General features: G+C 69.3%; 16 protein-coding genes. 8 read left to right on the forward strand and 8 right to left on the reverse strand.

The genetic code is table 11. The features are described from left to right. Nucleotides 1–3: 3 nt before the first annotated feature. The 4 genes from EY822_RS12830 to EY822_RS12845 all read left to right on the forward strand — a co-directional run bounded on the left by EY822_RS12830 (nt 4) and on the right by EY822_RS12845 (nt 4,116). Nucleotides 4–591, forward strand: a complete 588-nt coding sequence (locus tag EY822_RS12830; RefSeq protein ID WP_150308603.1) for an ATP-dependent Clp protease proteolytic subunit — start codon at nt 4–6, stop codon at nt 589–591. Nucleotides 592–635: 44 nt separating this feature from the next. Further along, nucleotides 636–1,337 carry an ATP-dependent Clp protease proteolytic subunit gene (locus EY822_RS12835; protein ID WP_227497275.1) on the forward strand — a complete coding sequence of 234 codons (702 nt, stop codon included), beginning with the start codon at nt 636–638 and terminating at the stop codon, nt 1,335–1,337. 210 nt (nt 1,338–1,547) lie between these two features. Then, on the forward strand, nt 1,548–2,825 hold the full coding sequence (gene clpX / locus EY822_RS12840; protein WP_150308604.1) for an ATP-dependent Clp protease ATP-binding subunit ClpX: 1,278 nt from the start codon (nt 1,548–1,550) through the stop codon (nt 2,823–2,825). 172 nt (nt 2,826–2,997) lie between these two features. Then, nucleotides 2,998–4,116 (forward strand): aminotransferase class V-fold PLP-dependent enzyme, encoded by a 1,119-nt coding sequence (locus EY822_RS12845; protein WP_150308605.1) that lies wholly within the window; start codon nt 2,998–3,000, stop codon nt 4,114–4,116. 30 nt (nt 4,117–4,146) lie between these two features. Here EY822_RS12845 and EY822_RS12850 read toward each other — a convergent pair whose 3' ends face one another. Continuing rightward, nucleotides 4,147–6,207, reverse strand: coding sequence for a M3 family metallopeptidase (locus tag EY822_RS12850; protein WP_150308606.1), 2,061 nt, complete (start codon nt 6,205–6,207; stop codon nt 4,147–4,149). A gap of 54 nt (nt 6,208–6,261) precedes the next feature. Between EY822_RS12850 and EY822_RS12855 the strand changes: the two genes are divergently transcribed. Both EY822_RS12855 and EY822_RS12860 read left to right on the forward strand, forming a co-directional pair. Beyond that, nucleotides 6,262–7,083, forward strand: a complete 822-nt coding sequence (locus EY822_RS12855) for a methyltransferase domain-containing protein (RefSeq protein WP_150308607.1) — start codon at nt 6,262–6,264, stop codon at nt 7,081–7,083. Next, nucleotides 7,080–7,445 carry a DUF5997 family protein gene (locus EY822_RS12860; protein ID WP_150308608.1) on the forward strand — a complete coding sequence of 122 codons (366 nt, stop codon included), beginning with the start codon at nt 7,080–7,082 and terminating at the stop codon, nt 7,443–7,445. Before EY822_RS12855 ends, EY822_RS12860 begins: the two co-directional genes overlap by 4 nt. Nucleotides 7,446–7,460: 15 nt before the next feature. Here the strand turns inward: EY822_RS12860 and EY822_RS12865 are convergent, their stop codons facing one another. From EY822_RS12865 to valS, 3 genes are all read right to left on the reverse strand, one after another. Beyond that, on the reverse strand, nt 7,461–8,894 hold the full coding sequence (locus tag EY822_RS12865) for a DHA2 family efflux MFS transporter permease subunit (protein WP_227497276.1): 1,434 nt from the start codon (nt 8,892–8,894) through the stop codon (nt 7,461–7,463). Between the two features lie 45 nt (nt 8,895–8,939). Further along, a complete protein-coding gene (locus tag EY822_RS12870; RefSeq protein WP_150308609.1) occupies nt 8,940–9,209 on the reverse strand; it encodes a hypothetical protein in 270 nt (89 codons plus the stop codon). 68 nt (nt 9,210–9,277) lie between these two features. Then, nucleotides 9,278–11,872, reverse strand: a complete 2,595-nt coding sequence (gene valS / locus EY822_RS12875) for a valine--tRNA ligase (RefSeq protein ID WP_150308610.1) — start codon at nt 11,870–11,872, stop codon at nt 9,278–9,280. Nucleotides 11,873–12,020: 148 nt separating this feature from the next. On the opposite strand from valS, the gene EY822_RS12880 reads away from it, so the two are divergent. Further along, entirely contained in the window at nt 12,021–12,563 is a 543-nt protein-coding gene (locus EY822_RS12880) for an AAA family ATPase (protein WP_150308611.1), read from the forward strand. 269 nt (nt 12,564–12,832) lie between these two features. Here EY822_RS12880 and nikE read toward each other — a convergent pair whose 3' ends face one another. The 4 genes from nikE to EY822_RS12900 are packed head-to-tail and all read right to left on the reverse strand — an operon-like array spanning nt 12,833 to nt 17,992. Beyond that, nucleotides 12,833–14,515, reverse strand: a complete 1,683-nt coding sequence (gene nikE / locus EY822_RS12885; RefSeq protein ID WP_227497277.1) for a nickel ABC transporter ATP-binding protein NikE — start codon at nt 14,513–14,515, stop codon at nt 12,833–12,835. Beyond that, a complete protein-coding gene (locus EY822_RS12890; protein ID WP_406610269.1) occupies nt 14,512–15,381 on the reverse strand; it encodes an ABC transporter permease in 870 nt (289 codons plus the stop codon). Before EY822_RS12890 ends, nikE begins: the two co-directional genes overlap by 4 nt. After that, nucleotides 15,378–16,343: an ABC transporter permease gene (locus EY822_RS12895; RefSeq protein WP_150308613.1), complete on the reverse strand. Its 966-nt coding sequence runs from the start codon at nt 16,341–16,343 to the stop codon at nt 15,378–15,380. Before EY822_RS12895 ends, EY822_RS12890 begins: the two co-directional genes overlap by 4 nt. Then, nucleotides 16,340–17,992, reverse strand: coding sequence for an ABC transporter substrate-binding protein (locus EY822_RS12900; RefSeq protein WP_150308614.1), 1,653 nt, complete (start codon nt 17,990–17,992; stop codon nt 16,340–16,342). Before EY822_RS12900 ends, EY822_RS12895 begins: the two co-directional genes overlap by 4 nt. 97 nt (nt 17,993–18,089) lie before the next feature. Here EY822_RS12900 and EY822_RS12905 point away from each other — a divergent pair, with 97 nt between their 5' ends. After that, nucleotides 18,090–18,701 carry a TetR/AcrR family transcriptional regulator gene (locus tag EY822_RS12905; protein WP_227497278.1) on the forward strand — a complete coding sequence of 204 codons (612 nt, stop codon included), beginning with the start codon at nt 18,090–18,092 and terminating at the stop codon, nt 18,699–18,701. Nucleotides 18,702–18,709: the final 8 nt, after the last annotated feature.

An 18,709-nucleotide genomic window follows, 5' to 3' on the forward strand; every position in this document is an offset into this window, starting at 1 on the left:
ACGATGGCCGAACCCACACTGCTACCGGGTGTTTTTGACCGACTGCTGAAGGACCGCATCATCTGGCTGGGTTCGGAGGTTCGCGACGAGAACGCCAACGAGATCTGCGCGAAGATCCTGCTCCTCGCCGCGGAGGACTCCGAGAAGGACATCTACCTCTACATCAACTCGCCCGGTGGATCCATCACCGCCGGTATGGCGATCTACGACACGATGCAGTTCGTGCCGAACGACATCGTGACCGTCGGCATCGGCATGGCGGCCTCCATGGGCCAGCTGCTGCTCACCTCGGGCACCAAGGGCAAGCGGTACATCACCCCGAACGCGCGCGTGCTGCTGCACCAGCCGCACGGTGGCTTCGGCGGAACCGCATCCGACATCCAGACGCAGGCGCAGCTCATCCTCGACATGAAGCGTCGTCTCGCCGAGATCACGGCCGCTCAGACCGGCAAGTCCGTCGACCAGATCAACGAGGACGGCGACCGCGACCGGTGGTTCAGCGCCGAGGAAGCCCTCGAGTACGGCTTCGTCGACCACCTCCGTGCGTCGGCCACCGACGTCACCGGTGGCGGCGGAACCGAAGCCCAGTAGCGCCTCGAGCACAGCGACGTTCAGGAACAGGAATAGAAAGCGACATGATCACACCCAACTTCACCTCGGCCGGATCGGGCTTCTCCCCGGCGACCGCAGGCACCCCCGGAATCACCGCCACCTCCCCCTCGGACCGTTACATCCTGCCGAGCTTCGAGGAGCGCACGGCGTACGGGTACAAGCGCCAGGACCCGTACGCGAAGCTCTTCGAGGACCGCATCATCTTCCTCGGCGTGCAGGTGGATGACGCCTCCGCCGACGACGTGATGGCGCAGCTCCTCGTGCTCGAGAGCCAGGACCCCGACCGCGACATCGTCATGTACATCAACTCGCCCGGTGGATCCTTCACCGCCATGACGGCGATCTACGACACGATGCAGTACATCCGCCCCCAGGTGCAGACGGTCTGCCTCGGTCAGGCCGCATCCGCGGCGGCCGTGCTGCTCGCCGGTGGCACCCAGGGCAAGCGTCTCGCGCTGCCGAACGCCCGTATCCTCATTCACCAGCCCGCCATCGGTGGAGCCGGTCAGGGTCAGGCGTCGGACATCGAGATCCAGGCGGCCGAGATTCTGCGCATGCGCGAGTGGCTGGAGGAGACGCTGTCTCACCACTCCAACCGCAGTGTCGAGCAGGTCAACCGGGACATCGACCGCGACAAGATCCTGAGCGCGAAGGAGGCCCTCGAGTACGGCCTCATCGACCAGGTGCTGAGTTCGCGGAAGAACCTGCCGACGCTCGTAAAGTAGCGTTCGGCGCGGATGACATCCGCAGAAGGGGGTGGTCGGGTTCCGACCGCCCCCTTTGTCTCGCTCGGCCGGAACCCGGCCTCGGAGCGGGAAGCACCGTGCGCCGTCCGTCCCCGTGCACCGCTCTCGTCGCGCGCCGTCACGGTGACGCGTATTGTCCGCCGTACGGGTTAGGCTCGGTGCACAGCGTTTGCGAGCGGAGGAGTTCGAATGGCACGCATTGGCGAGAGCGCCGACCTTCTCAAGTGCTCGTTCTGCGGCAAGAGCCAGAAGCAGGTGCAGCAGCTGATCGCGGGCCCTGGCGTCTACATCTGCGACGAATGCGTCGAGCTCTGCAACGAGATCATCGAGGAACGCCTCGCCGAGGCGACGGATGAGACCACCAGCGAATTCGACCTCCCGAAGCCCAAGGAGATCTACGGCTTCCTCGAGGAGTACGTGATCGGACAGGAAGCCGCGAAGCGCGCACTGTCGGTGGCCGTCTACAACCACTACAAGCGCATCCGGGCCCGCAGCACCATCACCTCGGCGGACACCCTCGGCGATGATGTCGAGATAGCCAAGTCGAACATCCTCCTCATCGGCCCCACCGGATGCGGCAAGACCTATCTGGCGCAGACGCTCGCCAAGCGGCTCAACGTGCCGTTCGCCGTCGCCGACGCCACCGCGCTCACCGAGGCGGGCTACGTCGGTGAAGACGTGGAGAACATTCTCCTCAAGCTGATCCAGGCCGCGGACTACGACGTCAAGCGCGCCGAGACCGGCATCATCTACATCGACGAGGTCGACAAGATCGCCCGCAAGGCCGAGAATCCGTCGATCACGCGCGATGTCTCCGGCGAGGGTGTGCAGCAGGCGCTTCTCAAGATCATCGAGGGCACCGTCGCGTCGGTTCCGCCGCAGGGCGGCCGCAAGCATCCGCATCAGGAGTTCATCCAGGTCGATACCACGAACGTGCTCTTCATCGTGGCCGGCGCCTTCGCGGGTCTCGAAGACATCATCAGTCAGCGCGCGGGCAAGCGCGGCATCGGGTTCGGTGCACCGCTGCACAGCAAGGGCGACGAGGTCAACCTGTTCGGCGAGGTCCTCCCCGAGGACCTGCACAAGTTCGGGCTGATCCCCGAGTTCATCGGGCGTCTTCCCGTGGTGACGACGGTGACGCCGCTCGACGCGGTGGCGCTCATGGACATCCTCACCAAGCCGCGCAACGCCCTCGTGCGGCAGTACCAGAAGATGTTCGAGATCGACGGCGTCGAGCTCGACTTCGATCAGGGCGCGCTCGAGGCGATCGCCGATCTCGCCGTGGTGCGCCAGACCGGTGCCCGGGGCCTTCGCGCCATCATGGAGGAGGTGCTCGGACCGATCATGTTCGACATCCCGTCCGACACCGAGGTGGGTCGGGTCATCGTCACCCGCGCCGCGGTGCTGGAGAACGCCGCGCCCACAATTGTTCCGCGCAAGCCGATGCGCGCGGAGAAGTCCGCCTGAGCAATCCTCAGCGGTTCCGCTGGCCCCGCTTCCGGCCCGGGAGCGACTCGGGCCGGAAGCGGGAGTAGTGGGGCCGCACCTCGTCTGGCGCGGGAACGGTTTCCACCGTAGAGCGGTCGTGTTTCCCCGCACAGGGGCTTGACCTGCGGTCGGTATTCGGCAGACTCGGAACATGGAGCAGAACCGTCTTGCGGCGGGAGGGCCCGCCGTACAGGACGACGCAGGACACGACGGTGCTCCGGATCCCATCGCGCTGCTGGTTGCGGAGTTCGAGTCCGATGTCGTCTACCTGAATACGGCCTCGCTCGGTCTGCCGCCGCGGCGCACGGTGGACGCGGTTCGGTCGGCGCTCGACGACTGGCGACGCGGAATCTCGAATCCCGTCGACTTCGATGCGCCGCTGGCTGCCGCCCGGGCCGACTACGGGTCGCTGGTGGGGATGCCGCCCGAGTCGATCGCGGTGGGGAGCCAGGTCTCGGTGTTCGCGGGGCTCGTGGCCGCGAATCTCCCGGACGGGAGCGAGGTGCTCACGGCGGAGGGCGACTTCACGAGCATCCTCTTCCCGTTCCACGCCCAGGCCCGGCGAGGCGTGGTGGTGCGCGAGGTGCCGCTGGAGGACATCGCCGACGCGGTGACGCCCGCCACCACGGTGGTGTCGGTGTCCTCGGTGCAGTCGAGCAACGGACGAATGGTGGATCTGGATGCGCTCGAGGCCGCCTGTGCGGTCACCGGCACCCGGGTACTCCTCGACACGACGCAGTCCACCGGCTGGTTACCGATCGACGCGGGCCGGTTCGCCTACACCGTCGGCGGCGGCTACAAGTGGCTGCTCTCGCCGCGGGGCACCGCGTTCTTCACCGTGCAGGACTCCCTGCTGGACGACCTCATCCCGCACAACGCCAACTGGTACGCGGGGGAGCACCCGTGGTCGAGCATCTACGGGACGCCCCTCCGACTCGCGGCGGATGCTCGTCGGCTGGACGTCTCACCGGCATGGCACTCCTGGGTCGGGGCCGCCCCGTCGATGGCGATGCTGCAAACAGTGGGCACGGACCGGCTGCATCGCCACGCGGTGGGACTGTCCGACCGCTTTTGCGCGGCCGTCGGGATCCCCGCTACCGGCTCGGCGATCGTGAGTCTCGGTGTTGCGGACACCGCCGTTCCCGCGATCCTCGAGGCGCGGATCTCGGCGGCCATGCGCGCGGGGCGCCTCCGGCTCGCGTTCCACGTCTCCACGAGCGAGGAGGACGTGGACATCGCGGCCGAGACGCTCCGCCCGCACCTGGTGTGACCGCCCGAGGCCCGGAGCGGAGCCCCGCGGTTAGTTGAGCTCGCGGCGATCGAGCAGCGGCTCGATGCGCGCATCCCTTCCCCGGAAGTCGCGGAACGCCTCGAGCGGGTCCTTCGACCCACCGACGCCGAGGAGCCGGTCGCGGAAGCGATCGCCGTTCGCCCGGGTGAGCCCGCCGTTCTCCTTGAACCATTCCACCGTGTCCGCGTCGAGCACCTCGCTCCAGATGTAGGAGTAGTAGCCGGCGTCGTACCCGCCGGCGAACGTGTGCGCGAAGTAGGTGCTCGAGTACCGGGTGGGCACCGCAGGGTTGTCGAGTCCGACCTCCGCGAGGGCGGCCGCCTCGAACTCCGCGACGTCGCGCACATCCGCCGACGTATCGATGCGGTGCCAGGCCTGGTCGAGGAGCGCGGCGGCGAGATATTCACTCGTCGAGAAGCCCTCGTTGAAGGCAGAGGACGCCTGCAGCGTGTCGACGAGTTCGGTGGGCATGCGCTCCCCGGTCTTGTGGTGCACGGCGTAGTTTCCGAGCACCTCCGGCCACAGCATCCACATCTCGTTGACCTGGCTGGGGAACTCCACGAAGTCGCGGAACACGTTGGTCCCGGCGAACTTCGGGTAGGTGACCTGCGCGAACAGGCCGTGCAGCGCGTGACCGAACTCGTGGAACAGGGTGTTCACCTCGTCGTAGCTCAGCAGCGTGATCTCGCCCACCGGGGGCTTCGGCACGTTGAGGTTGTTCACCACGACGGTGGGGTGGTCGAGCAGGCGGTTCTGCGAGATGAGCGGGTTCATCCACGCGCCACCGCGCTTCGAATCGCGCGTGTAGAGGTCGAGGATGTAGAGCCCGACCGCGCTGCCGTCCTCGTCGAACACCTCGAAGACGCGGGCGTCCGGGTGGTACGCCACGAGGTCCGGGCGCTCGGTGAAGGTGATGCCGTACACGCGGGTCGCCGCGAAGAACACGCCGTCGTGCAGCACGCGCTCGGCCTCGAAGTAGGGTCGCATCGCGGCGGTGTCGACCGCGTACTTCGCCATCCGCACCTTCTCGGTGTAGAACGCCCAGTCCCAGCTGGCGAGTTCGAAGCGGGGCTCACCGGCCGCGTCCTGGGCTGCGTCGATCTGCTCCTGCAGGTCTGCGGCCTCCGCTCGCGCGTTCCGCGCAGCGGCGGGGGCGAGCCGACCGAGCATCGCCGCAACGGCCTCGGGGTTCTTCGCCGTCTCGTCGGCCGTGACGTAGGCCGCGTGGCTCGGGAAACCGAGAAGGGCGGCGCGTTCGGCGCGGAGCCGGGTGATCTTGAGTACGAGGTCACGGTTGTCGTAGTCCCCGCCGCGTGAACCGCGGGACCGCGACGCCTCCATGATGCGGCGTCGCACGTCGCGGTTCGTGAGCGCCGCGAGGTACGGGTGGCCGGTGGGCAGCACGAGCGAGAGGAGGTACTTGCCGTCGAGCCCGCGTTCCTTCGCCGCCTCCGCCGCGGCGGAGATCTCACCGTCACTCAGCCCGTCGAGTTCCTCGCGGTCGTCGATCACCACCGCGAGGTCGTTGGTGTCGGCGAGCAGGTTCTTCTCGAAACGCGTGGTGAGGATGGACAGCTGCTGGTTGTAGTCGCGGAGCTTCTCCTTCTCGGCGGCGTCGAGCCCGGCGCCCGCGAGGGTGAACTCGGTGAAGATGCGCTCCACGAGGTAGATCGCCTCCGCGTCGAGGCCGGAGTCGGTGCGCGACTCGTGCACCGTGCGGATCCGTTCATAGAGGTCCGCGTTCAACCGGATCGCATCCTCGTGCGCGGCGAGGAGAGGCGCGATCTCGGCCTCGAGATCGTTGGTGAAGTCGGTGCTGTCGGACGAGCTCTTGTTGAAGAAGACGTTGGCCACCCGCTCGAGCGTTCCGCCCGCGCGCTCCAGCGGCACGATGGTGTTCTCGAAGGTGGGGGCTTCCGGGGTGCCCGCGACCGCCAGCACGTCGGCGAGGTGCTCCTCGAAGCCGCGCGTGAACGCCGGACGGTAGTGCTCGTCACGAATCTCCGCGAACGGGGGAAGCTGGTACGGCAGTGTGCTGGGCGCGAAGAACGGATTGGTCGATTCAGGCATGCTGCAAGCCTATGGGTGCGGGGGAAGCGAGGAGGGCGACTCTAGGCTGGGCGCATGGCTTCCGAAGAGCGCTACACGCACGGTCACCACGAGTCCGTACTCCGGTCCCATTCCTGGCGGACGATCGACAACTCCGCCGCCTACCTCGAGCCGCACCTGGCCCCCGGCCTGTCGCTGCTCGACGTCGGCAGCGGGCCCGGCACCATCACGGTGGAGTTCGGCGAACGCCTGGCGCCTGGTCGAGTGGTCGGAATCGACGCCGCCGAGACGATCGTGCGTTCGGCGCGGTCCACCGCCGCGGATCACGAAGTGAGCAACGTGGAGTTCGAGATCGGTGACGCGTACGCCCTCGACTTCCCCGACGACAGCTTCGACATCGTGCACGCGCACCAGACCCTGCAGCACGTAGCCGATCCGGTCGCCGTGCTCCGGGAGATGCGCCGGGTGGCGAAGCCGGGGGGACTCGTGGCCGCTCGCGACGTCGACTATTCCGGCGTGGTGCTGTATCCGGAGTCGCCCGGGCTCTCCGCCTGGGCCGCGCTCTACCAGCGGGTGCACCGCTCGAACGGCGGCGAGCCCGATGCGGGTCCGCGATTGAAGGCGTGGGCACGCGCGGCCGGATTCCGGGACGTGACCGCGAGCGCATCGATCTGGTGCTTCTCCTCGGATGCGGAACGCGACTGGTGGGGCAACTCCTGGGCGGTGCGGGTGACCGAGTCCGCATTCGGAGTGCAGGCGGTGGAGCGCGGCTTCGCTACCGCGAGCGACCTCGAGGACATCCGGAACGCGTGGCTCGCCTGGGCCGCAGACGCCGACGGCTGGCTCGGCATGCCGCACGGCGAGATCCTCGCCCGCAAGGACGGGGGCGCTTCGTGATACCGCGCCGGGAGGTGGCGCAGCGACTGGACATCCCGCTCGAGATGGCGCGCCGCCACGGTCTTCCCACGCGCATGACGGAGGCTGAGCTGAGGGAACTGGAGGCGACTCCGCCGGCTTGGCTGGTGCAGTCCCGAGCCAACCGCGGCTCGAAGGCCGTGTGGGTGCAGCTGACCTGCGACATCTGCGGCGCTACCGAATCGGCCCGCCCCAAGAAGTGGTGGCCGGCGTTCTCCTACGTGAGCTGTGCCGTGCATCCGCCCGACGACCTGCCGGAGGTGCCCGCGGGGGTTGTGCGGCGCGAGTACGACAACGTGGGCACCCGGTTCGTCGGCATTGTGGACGAACCGCAGGGGCCCTGAGTCGTTGCTCCGGGGCTATGCCGCCGGGCGGATCTTCTTTCGCGCGCGCTGGGCGGGCCGGATATTGTCGCCGGCGCTCTGCGAGAGGCGAAGCGTCTCCACGATCGGCACCAGTGCCAGCAGTGCCAGGATGCCGAACGCCACGTGGAACGCCGACTCCGGATCCGAACTTCCCCACATCCGGGCGATCGGCTCGCCGACGCTCAACGCAATGGCTCCGACGGCGACCCCGAAGCCTGCCGCGACCTGTTGCACCGTCGAGGCGAGCGTGTTCGCGTGCGTCATCTCCTCCGACGGCACGTCGGCGAACGCGATGGTGTTGTACGCCGTGAAGCCGATCGACCGCGTCACCCCGCTGAAGAACATCAGGATGATCAGGAGCAGCAGTGGCGTGCCATCGGCCAGTCCGATCACGAGCGCCATGCTCAGCGCGGCGCCGAGGGTGGAGCCGAGCAGCACGCGCCGGAATCCGAACCGTTGCAGCATCGGCGTCGTCAGGGGCTTGATGACGAGGTTCCCTGCGAACAGCACGAGCACCGCCGAGCCCGCCTGAACCGGGGTCCACCCCAGCGCGTCCTGGAAGAAGAGCGGCAGCAGGAAGGGGACGGCCGAGATCGTGAGACGGAACATCGATCCGCCCGCGTGCGCCACCCGGAAGGTCTCGATGCGGAACGCGCGAAGGTCGAGCAGCGGGTGCGCGGTTCGCAGCATGTGACGCACGGCGAGGGCGGCGAGCGCGGTGCCGACGACGGCCAGCACGAGAGTCAGCACCCACTGCGGTGACCGGGCGGCGAGCAGGTCGCCCGCGTAGACGAGAGCCCCGATCCCCGCGCAGGTGAGGAGAAGTCCCAGCCAGTCGAGCGCCCGGGGGCGGGCAATCTCCGACCGCGGCACGAGACGCAGGGCGGCGAAGAACGCGAAGATGCCGAGCGGGATGTTGATGAGGAAGATCCACGGCCAGGTGGCATAGGTGGTGATCAGCCCCCCGAGCAGAGGGGCGATCACCGGCGCCGCGAGGGCCGGCCAGGTGAGCCACGCGATCGCGCGGATCAGGTCCTTCTTCTCGGTGACCCGCAGTACGGCGAGTCTGCCGACGGGTACCATCATCGCGCCGCCGATGCCCTGGAACACCCGCATGATGGTGAGCTCGGTGAGACTCGTGCTCGCCGCGCAGAGCGCCGACGCGATGGTGAACAGTGCGATCGCAAGGATGAAGACCCGGCGCAGCCCGAAGCGGTCGCTCAGCCAGCCACTCAGCGGGATGAGCACGGCGAGCGTGAGCAGGTACGAGGTGATCGTGATGCTGATCGCCGCAGAATCGACGCCGAACGAGCGGGCCATGCTCGGGGCCGCGGTGGCGAGGATGGTGCCGTCGAGGTTCTCCATGAAGAACGTCCCGGCCACGAGCAGGGTGAGCGCGAGGTGGCGGCGGTCGGGTCGTGTGGTCACCGTGCCGATCCTAGATCGCCGGACGTCCGACGAGCATGCCGACGATCAGTCCTCGTCGTCGAACGGGTCGTCCACCGACTGGCCGGGGAGCACGATGGTGGCCGCGTCCTCGGCGGGGTCGTAGGTGATCGTCGTCCCGTCGTCGAGCTCGAGCACGGGTCGGCGCTCGAGCCAGGTGAGGGTCCAGCGCCACGCGGTGGTGTCGGTGCCGAGGTCGCGCAGGTCCTGCTCCACGGTCTTGACCGCGAGCAGCACCACTTCGGGCAGGGTGGCCGGGGCGTCGTCACCGACGGTCCAGCGGGTACCGAGTTGCATGAGTGTCTCCCTATCGGGTTGGGGTGCGGGGGCGTGGAACGTCGGCCGGGCGCACTAGGCCGTGGGCGCTAGGCCGACGGTGCGAGGGTGATCTCCGCCACGGCGACCTCGTCGGACTCGGTGAAGTGCAGATCCGTGATCCGGCCCACGGCCTTGATGTCGTCGGCCGCCAGCTCGAGCAGCGCGATGGCGTCGGCGGGGCCGGAGACCGTGACGGAGGAGACCGGCGCCTTCTGCGACGCCTTGGCGTCGGTCTTGGCGCGTCGGATGCCGGTGAGGGCCTTGCCGGCGAGGCCGAGGAGTGCGGGAGAGGCGTCGCCGTCGCCTTCCGCGGCACGCGGCTCGGGCCACGGCTCGGAGTGCACCGAGGTGTCCCGGAACCAGGACCAGGCCTCCTCCGTGGCGAACGGCACGAACGGGGCGAAGAGGCGCAACAGCACCGTGAGTGCCTCGCGCAGCGCGGCCACGGCGGACGCCTGATCCGCCTCGCCGCCGACCTGACCGTACGCCCGCTCCTTGACGAGCTCCAGGTAGTCGTCGCAGAACGTCCAGAAGAAGCTCTCGGTGGTCTCCAGGGCGCGCGCATGGTCGTAGTCGCCGAGCGCGGCGGTCGCCACGCGCACCACCTCGTCGAGGGAGGCCAGCATCCCGGTGTCGAGCGGATGCGTGATCGCGTCACCCGCCTCGTCGCCGATCGCGTCGGCCTCGAAGCCCAGGATGAACTTCGACGCGTTGAGGATCTTGATCGCGAGTCGCCGACCGATTTTGATCTGCGTCGGGTTCATCGGGTCGAAGGCGGCGTCGGTGCCGAGCCGGGAGGATGCCGCCCAGTAGCGCACCGCGTCCGACCCGTGCTGCTCGAGCATTCCGGCCGGGGTGACCACGTTGCCCTTCGACTTCGACATCTTCTTGCGGTCGGGGTCCACGATGAATCCGGAGATCGCGGCGGTCTTCCACGGCGCGGCACCGTGCTCGAGTTCCGCCCGCAGTACGGTGGAGAAGAGCCAGGTGCGGATGATGTCTTGGCCCTGCGGGCGCAGATCGAACGGGAACACCAGGTCGAACAGCTCCGGATCGTGCTCCCAGCCGCCGGCGAGCTGAGGCGTGAGCGACGACGTCGCCCACGTGTCCATCACGTCGAGTTCGCCCGTGAAGCCGCCGGGCACGCCGCGCTGGTCGTCGCTGTAGCCGGGAGCGGTGTCCGACGACGGGTCGACCGGGAGAGCATCCTCGGTCGGCACGATGGGTCGGTCGAACGCCGGATTGCCGTCGTCGTCGAGGGGGTACCACACGGGGATCGGCACGCCGAAGAAGCGCTGCCGCGAGATCAGCCAGTCACCGGAGAGGCCGTTGACCCAGTTCTCGTAGCGCACCCGCATGAAGTCGGGCACGAAGGTGATCTCGGCACCGCGCTCGAGCAGGCGGGTGCGCAGTTCCTCGCGTCGCGCACCGTTATCGATGTACCACTGGCGGGTCGACACGATCTCGAGCGGCTTGTCGCCCTTCTCGTAGAACTTGACCGGGTGCACGATCTTCTTCGGTTCGCCGATCAGCTCACCGCTCTCGCGCAGCAGGTCGACCACGGCGGCCTTCGCCGAGAACACTGTCTTACCGGCGAGCTGCTCGTACGCGCTTCGTCCCTCGTCCGACGTGATCGCGTCGGGAGCGTCGCTCATGATCCGGCCGTCGAACCCGAGGATGGCGCGGTTCGGCAGCTGCAATTCGCGCCACCAGATCACGTCGGTCACGTCACCGAACGTGCAGATCATGGCGATTCCGGACCCCTTGTCGGGCTGGGCCAGGTGGTGCGCCACGACGGGCACCTCCACGCCGAAGAGCGGGGTCGTGACGGTGGTGCCGAAGAGCGGCTTGTAGCGCTCGTCGTCCGGATGCGCCACCAGCGCCACGCAGGCGGGGAGGAGCTCGGGGCGGGTGGTCTCGATGTGCACGTCCTGCCCGTCCGCGCCGTGGAACGCGATGCGGTGGTAGGTGCCGGGCTGCTCGCGGTCTTCGAGTTCCGCCTGGGCGACGGCGGTGCGGAACGTCACGTCCCAGAGCGTCGGCGCATCCGCCTGGTACGCCTCTCCACGGGCGAGATTGCGGAGGAAGGCCCGCTGCGACGCCACCTGCGATTCGGAGCCGATGGTGCGGTACGACTGGCTCCAGTCGACGCTCAGGCCGAGGTCGCGCCAGAGCTTCTCGAAGGTCTTCTCGTCCTCCACGGTGAGGCGCTCGCACAGGTCGATGAAGTTGCGTCGCGAGATGGGCCGCTGGTCGGCGGCCTTGGAACTCTTGTTGTCACCGCCCTCGAACGGCGGGGTGAAGTCGGGGTCGTACGGCAGCGACGGGTCGCAGCGCACGCCGTAGTAGTTCTGCACACGGCGTTCGGTGGGGAGACCGTTGTCGTCCCAGCCCATCGGGTAGAACACCTTTTTGCCGCGCATGCGCTGGAAGCGCGCCACCACGTCGGTGTGCGTGTAGGAGAAGACGTGACCGATGTGCAGCGACCCGGAAGCGGTCGGCGGCGGGGTATCGATGGAGAAGATCGTGGAGCGGGACGCACCGGCGCGATCGAAGTCGTAGGTGCCGTCGGACTGCCAGACGGGACCCCACTTCGATTCCAGGCCTTCGAGCGCGGGCTTATCGGGCACGTGTGAGGTCATCGGCTTCTCCGGTTCGATATGTGCGGCAGCGTGTCAGTGGGGAACTGCCTGAGTGTCGTGTTCTCGAATTTTAGCGCACGAATTTTCCCCGCTGACGCCGCTCGTCACGTACTCTTTCACGACACGATCTTGTAACGATGGGGCGAACATGGATCCGGCTGACGGCGTCGCGGTGCTCGTCAACGGGCTGCCCGGGTCAGGGAAGACGTCGCTCGCCATGGCACTCGCCGCCGAACTGTCGTGGCCGTGCCTGTCGCGGGACGCGATCAAGGAGCAGTTGGCCGCCACCAACCCCGGCGACGCGGCGAACGTGGTCGGTGCCGTCGCGATGCGGGAACTGTGGCGCCGGGGGGCCGAGCACTCGGCGTTCGTGGCCGAGTCGTGGTGGTTCCGACCCCGTGACCTCGAGTTCGCGCTCGAGGGGCTGGAGTACGCCGGTGTGCGCACCGCGATCGAGGTGTGGTGCGATGCCCCCGCGCCCCTCGCCCGCACGCGGTTCGAGAGCCGTACGCGCGGCCCGGTGCACCGCATCCTTGGTGACGTCGAGTCGATCTGGGCGGAGTGGGCGGAGTGCGCCGAACCCCTGGGCATCTGCCCGGTGATCCGCGTGGACACGACGGTGCCGGTGGATCTCGCCGCCATCGTCGCGCGTGTCGCCGAGATCACCGACGCCGGCATCGCCGCCGCCTGACTGCGGCCGCGCGTTGCGGACCCTGAGCCTGTCGAAGGGTCGTGAGGGGCGTCGCGTCGTGAGGCGGGGTGCGTCCCTTCGACGAGCTCAGGGACCGTGGGGTCGCGTCGGTGGGGCGGGGGGCGTCTCTTCGACGAGCTCAGGGACCGTGGGGTGAGGGGTTGCGGACCCTGAGCCTGTCGAAGGGTCGTGAGGGGTGCCGCGTCGCTGAGGCGGGGTGCGTCCCTTCGACGAGCTCAGGGACCGTGAGGTCGCGATGGCGAGGCGGCCTAGAGGCGGGGGGAGGCGTCGAGGAGGCGCCGGGTGAACGGGTGCTGCGGAGCGGCGAGGATGCGGTCGGTGTCGGCCATCTCGACGATGCGACCCTCCGACATGACGGCGATCCGATCGGCCATGTGCGCCACGACCCCGAGATCGTGGGAGATGAACAGGTAGCTGAGCCCGTGCCTCTCCTGCAGTTCGTCGAGCAGGTCGAGCACCTGGGCCTGCACGGAGACGTCGAGGGCGGAGACGGGTTCATCGCAGATGAGGATGTCCGGTCGCGGCGCGAGCGCACGGGCGATGGCCACGCGCTGCCGCTGACCGCCCGAGAGATTGAGGGGCCGCGCGGGCAGCACCCCGGCGGGAAGGCCGACGGAATCGAGAAGCTCACGCACGCGATCCGCGGCGCCGGACCGTGCCGGTGAGCCGCGGCGCGCGCCACCCGTCGCGGCGTCGGTGAGGATCGCCTCCACACTCAGCCGGGGATCGAACGACGCGAGGGAGTCCTGATAGACGGCTCCGACGCGAGCACGAACGGGACGCCTGTGCTTCTCGGCCAGCGGGTTCCACGGCTCACCCCCCACGCGCACCTCACCCGCATCCGGAGCGATGAGCCCGAGGGCCAGCCGGGCGAGGGTGGTCTTGCCCGAACCGGACTCGCCGACGAGCCCCAGCGTCGTTCCCGTGTGCAGGTCGACGGAGGCCGAATCGACCGCAAGGCGGGTCGACCCGTTCGGGCCACGGAACCGCACCGTGACGTTCCGCACGGAGAGCGCGACGGCATCGCGCGGCGTGGTGGCGCGTGCCGGAACGGGTGCGGCCGGCCGAGCGCGCTGCGCCGATCCACCGGGTGCCGAGCCGACGGGCACCGACAATCGCTCACCCCGGGGGCGCCCGGTCGGCACGGCACCGATCAGGCGCCGCGTGTACGGCTCCTCGGGATTCCTCAATACCCGATCGGTCGGACCGGTCTCGATGATGCGCCCCTCGCGGAGAACGGCCACGCGATCCGCCACGCGGCTCACCACGGCGAGGTCGTGGCTGATCAGCAGCACGGCCGTGCCGCTCTCCTTCTGCTCGGCGAGCAGGTCCAGGATGCGGGCCTGCACCGTGGTGTCGAGCGCCGTCGTGGGCTCGTCGGCGATGAGAAGGCCGGGGTCGAGGGCGATCGCTGAGGCGATCAGGGCCCGTTGCCGCAGCCCGCCCGACAGCTCGCCCGAGCGCTGCTTCACCCGCAGCTCGGGCTCCGGCATCCCGACCGACCGCAGCAGTTCGTGCACCCGCGCGGCCCGCGCCGCCGGGGACAGGCGGGTGTGCAGTCGTAGGGCGTCGGCGATCTCGCGACCCACCGGTCGGAGGGGGTCGAGCGAGGCCAGGGCGTCCTGCAGGATGAGCCCGACGTTCCGACCGCGCACCGACCGCCACTCCCGCTCGCTGAGCGAACGCAGGTCGCGCTCCGACAGTTCGACCGCATCCGCCCGCTGCCACGAGCGGGCGCCCGCGAGGCCGAGGATGCTGCGGGCGGTGACGCTCTTGCCCGACCCGGACTCGCCGACCAGCGCGAGACACTCGCCCGCCGCCACCGTGAAGGAGACGCCCTCGACCACCGCCGCACCGGATGCACCGAACCCCACGGTGAGGTTCTCGACCCGCAGCACCGGGTCCGCGCCGGTCGCGCCTGCGGCGCTCACCCCTGCTCCCGAACGCGTTGCTGCAGCCGCCGGCCGAGCACGGTGATCGCCGTCGCGGTCAGCACGATGAACAGGCCGGGGAAGAAGGTGAGCCACCATGCCGTGGAGATGTACGTGCGACCGGCGGCGAGCATCGCGCCCCACTCGGCGGCGGGCGGCACGGCGCCGAGGCCCAGATAGCTGAGCGACGCCGCCCACACGATGGCCTGGCCGACGCCGAGCGTGCCGAGCACGAAGATCGGCGCGAGCGTGTTGGGCAGGATGTGCCGGTAGAGGATCTGCCAGCGGCTCCGACCGAGCACGGTAGCGGCCTCCACGTACGCCGAACGGCGGATGCTCACCAACTGACCGCGGATGATGCGGGCGTATCCGGGCGCGGTGGAGATGCCGACGGCGATGGTGGCCGTGACCACCCCCGGTCCGAAGATCACGATGAAGAAGAGGGCGAGCAGCAGGCCGGGGAAGGCGAACAGCACCTCGAGCATCCGGTTGACGGAGAAGTCGACGACGGGGCCGAGCATGCCGGCGGCGGTGCCGAGGATCAGACCGAGACCGAGGCCTATCGCGGTGGCGCTGACCCCGATCAGCAGCGACGACGCGGTGCCGTGCACGACACGGCTGAAGATGTCGCGACCGGACTCGTCCGTGCCGAACCACGACCCCGGCGACGGGGGCGAGAACGCCTCGAGCGGGCGGATGGCGAGCGGATCGAGCGGGGCGATCGCCCCCGGCAGCAGCGCGGAGAGCAGGAGGAAGACGATCACGAGCGCCGCGACGACCTCACCGACGGTCGCGGAACGGCGCGTGCCGGCGCGGCGCGACGTCGCGCTGCGGGCGATGCGCGTCGAGACTTCGAGGTCGCTCACGCGGCACGCAACCGGGGATCGGCAAGACGGGACGCGGCATCCGTGAGCACGGTCAGCACGATGTACGCGGCGGCCACGACGAGCACGACGCCGATCACCAGCGGAATGTCGCGGGCGGTGACGGCGGTGAGCAGCGTGCGACCGAGGCCCGGCCGCGCGAAGATCGTCTCCACCACGACGGCGCCGCTGATCAGGAAGCCGAACGCCCAGCCGGACAGGCCGATCGCGGGAAGCGCGGCGTGCCGCAGCGCGTGCACCAGGCGCACACCCAGTTCGCTTTCGCCGCGCGCGCGAGCCGAGAGGGCGAACGGGGCCTCCAACGCATCGAGGAGCGACTCGCGCATGATCGAACCGAGAAAGCCCGCGAGGGGGAGGGCCAGCGTGACCACCGGAAGCACCAGACCGGCCGGGCCGGCGGTACTGATGGGAGGGAACCAGCCGAGCCCGGTGCTGAAGACGAGGATGAGCACGATCGCGATCCAGAAGTGCGGGAGCGCCGCCGCCACGACCTCGAGGCCGGCGCCGACCGCGGCGGGCACGCGCCCGCCCCGGGTGGACCAGGTGGCGAGTGCCAGCGCCAGCATCCAGGCGACGGAGAGCGACAGGGCGGCGAGCAGCATCGTGCCGGGCAGTTGCTCGGCGAGCAGCGTCGAGACGCTCGTGCGCAGCGAGTACGACGTGCCGAGATCGCCGGTCGCGAGCCGACCGAGCGCAGCGAGGTACTGCACGGCGAGCGGCTGGTCGAGCCCGTACTCGGCGCGCACCGCGGCGAGCGCCTCGTCCGAGGCCTGCGAGCCTGGCCCGCCGAGGATGGCCTCCGCGGGGTCGCCCGGGATCAGGCGGATCGCGAAGAAGGTCAGGGTGGCGACGGCCCAGAGCACGAAGAGCGCGCCAGCAGAGCGGACCAGGAGCCAGCGGGCGAACCGGAACGGCACGCCCACCGGCGCCCGGTCCGTCGTCACCGGTCCAGCCAGGCGTCGTACAGGGTAGGCGCCGACACGGTGGGCAGCGCGCGGACGCCGCGCACATCCGACCGGAGCAGATAGGTGTTCTGCTGGTCGTAGAGCGGGAGGATGTAGAAGCCCTCGAGCACGATCCGCTGCGCCTCGGCGTAAAGCTCGGCGCGGCGGTCCGGATCCGACACCTGCCCGGCCTCCGTCAGGATGGCGTCGAGCTCGGGATTGCGCACCTGCGCATGGTTCGCGAAGTAGCCGCTCGGTGCTGGCGTCGTACCATCGCTGTGGTACAGGATGCGGAGCACGTCCGGTCCGACCTTGGTGTACGGAGCGCTGACCAGGTCGTACTCGTTCGCGGCGAGCGCGCCGTACCAGCTGCTGAGGTCGAGGGGCTCGAGCACGATCTCGAATCCGGCATCCCGCGCCGTCGCCTGCACCTGCTCGAACAGCGACTGTTCCGCAGGGATGGACTGGTTCGTGCTCACCGGCAGCCTCAGCGTCAGGCGCTGGCCTTCGCGCACGCGGTACCCCTCGGCGTCCCGCTCGCTCCACCCCGCCTCGTCGAGCAGCGCGGCGCCCGCCTCCGGGTCGAAGCCGAACAGGCTCTCGTCGCCCACGGCGAGCGGCTCCACGCTCGACAGCGGCGAGTACGATCGCTCGGCGGTACCGAAGAAGAGCCCCTCGACGGCGTCGTCGACGTTGACCGAACGGATGAAGGCCTCACGCACGCGGACGTCGTCGAACGGCGGCTTGCCGGAGTTCAGTTCGAGCCGGTTCGAGGCACCCGGCCGGGGAGCGTCGAGCTCCTCGAGCGCGTCGTCCTGCGCCGCCTGCACGATGGTGTCGGGCTGGGCGTTGTCGATCATGTCCACCTCACCGGCCTGCAGGGCGGCGTACCGGGACGCCGAGTCCGGGAGGAAGCGCCAGACGATCCGCTCGAGGTAGGCGGGCCCGTCGTGCTCCGCGTCGGCGGGGGGTGACGTGTAGTCCTCGTTGCGCACCAGGGTGATGGAGTTCTGCCGGTTCCATTCCTCGACCACGAAGGGTCCGGTGCCCACGGGGGACGCGCAGTTCTCGTCCATGCCCCGCGCGATGGCGGTGGGGGATTGGATGGCGAGCCAGGGCTGGGAGAGCGACTCGAGCAGGGCACTGTCAGGCTCGCTCAAGAGAACGCGCACCGTCGACGGATCGACCGCTTCGGTGCTGGTCACCTTGCCGAGGGCGAGGTACCCGGTGGAGGAGAGCGTCTCCGGATCCTGCAGGTGGGCGATGTTCGCGCGCACCGCCTCCGCGTCGAGAGGCGTGCCGTCGGTGAACATGACATCGTCCCTCAGGGTGAACGTCCAGGACAGACCGTCCTCAGCCTCGGCCCACTCCGTCGCGAGCCACGGGATGATCTCGCCGTCGGCGTTCTTCGACACCAGCGACTCGAGGTACTGGGTGCTGATCAGGGCCTGCGGGTAGTTGCCGCCCACGTGCGGGTCGAGGCAGGTCGGCTCCGCATCCCCGGATGCGTACGTGAGCGTGCCGCCGGTCACCGGTCCCGAGTTGGCGGGCGCGGCATCCGGAGCCGAGCAGCCGGTGAGCAGCAGCAGGGCTGCGAGCCCGAGCGCACCGCCGGCGGCGCGGCGCGGGGAGAGGGGAGCGCGGAACATGGGGCTCGATTCGATCGCAGGCGGTACGGTGTCATGAGGACAATAAATGAACGCGGTACATTTATTCCCGAGTTCCATTCTACGGAGGTGAATCGAGGTGGCGGAGCAGCCGAGACGAGGGCGCCCGGTCGCGTCGTCCCGCTCGACCCTGGAGGATGCCGCGGCCGAGCTGTTCCTGGAGCGCACCTACGCGGGAACCTCCGTGTCGGACATCACCCAGCGGGCGGGGGTGTCCCGATCCACGTTCTTCAACTACTTCTCGAGCAAGAGCGACGTGCTGTGGGTGACCTACGACGAGAGCATCGGCCGGGTGGCGGCACGCCTTGCCGCGATCCCCCCGGACGTGCCGGCGATGACGGCGGTGCGGCGCGCCTTCGCGGAGGCCACCGGGCCGATCGAATCCGACCGTGTGCCCTGGGCGGTCACCCAGCGGGAGCTCATGGGCACCACGGAGGAATTGCAGGCCTCGGGCCTTGCCCGGTTCATGGAGCAGGCCGCTGTGCTGCGTCGGTTCCTCGCCGGGCGCACCGGGATGCCGACGGAGGACGTGGGAGTGCAGGCGGCGGCATTCGCGGTGCTCGGTGCGGTCGCGGCCGCGGCGGGTGCCTGGGCCGGCGCCGGCGTCACCCGCGCGCCCCTGCACACCTACGTCGACAGCGCACTCGCCCCGGTGTGCGACGGCTTCGCGCCCGTCTTCCTCTCCTCCTGACCCCGTCG

It is taken from the genome of Planctomonas psychrotolerans (assembly GCF_008642235.1).
GTDB classification, from domain to species: domain Bacteria; phylum Actinomycetota; class Actinomycetes; order Actinomycetales; family Microbacteriaceae; genus Planctomonas; species Planctomonas psychrotolerans.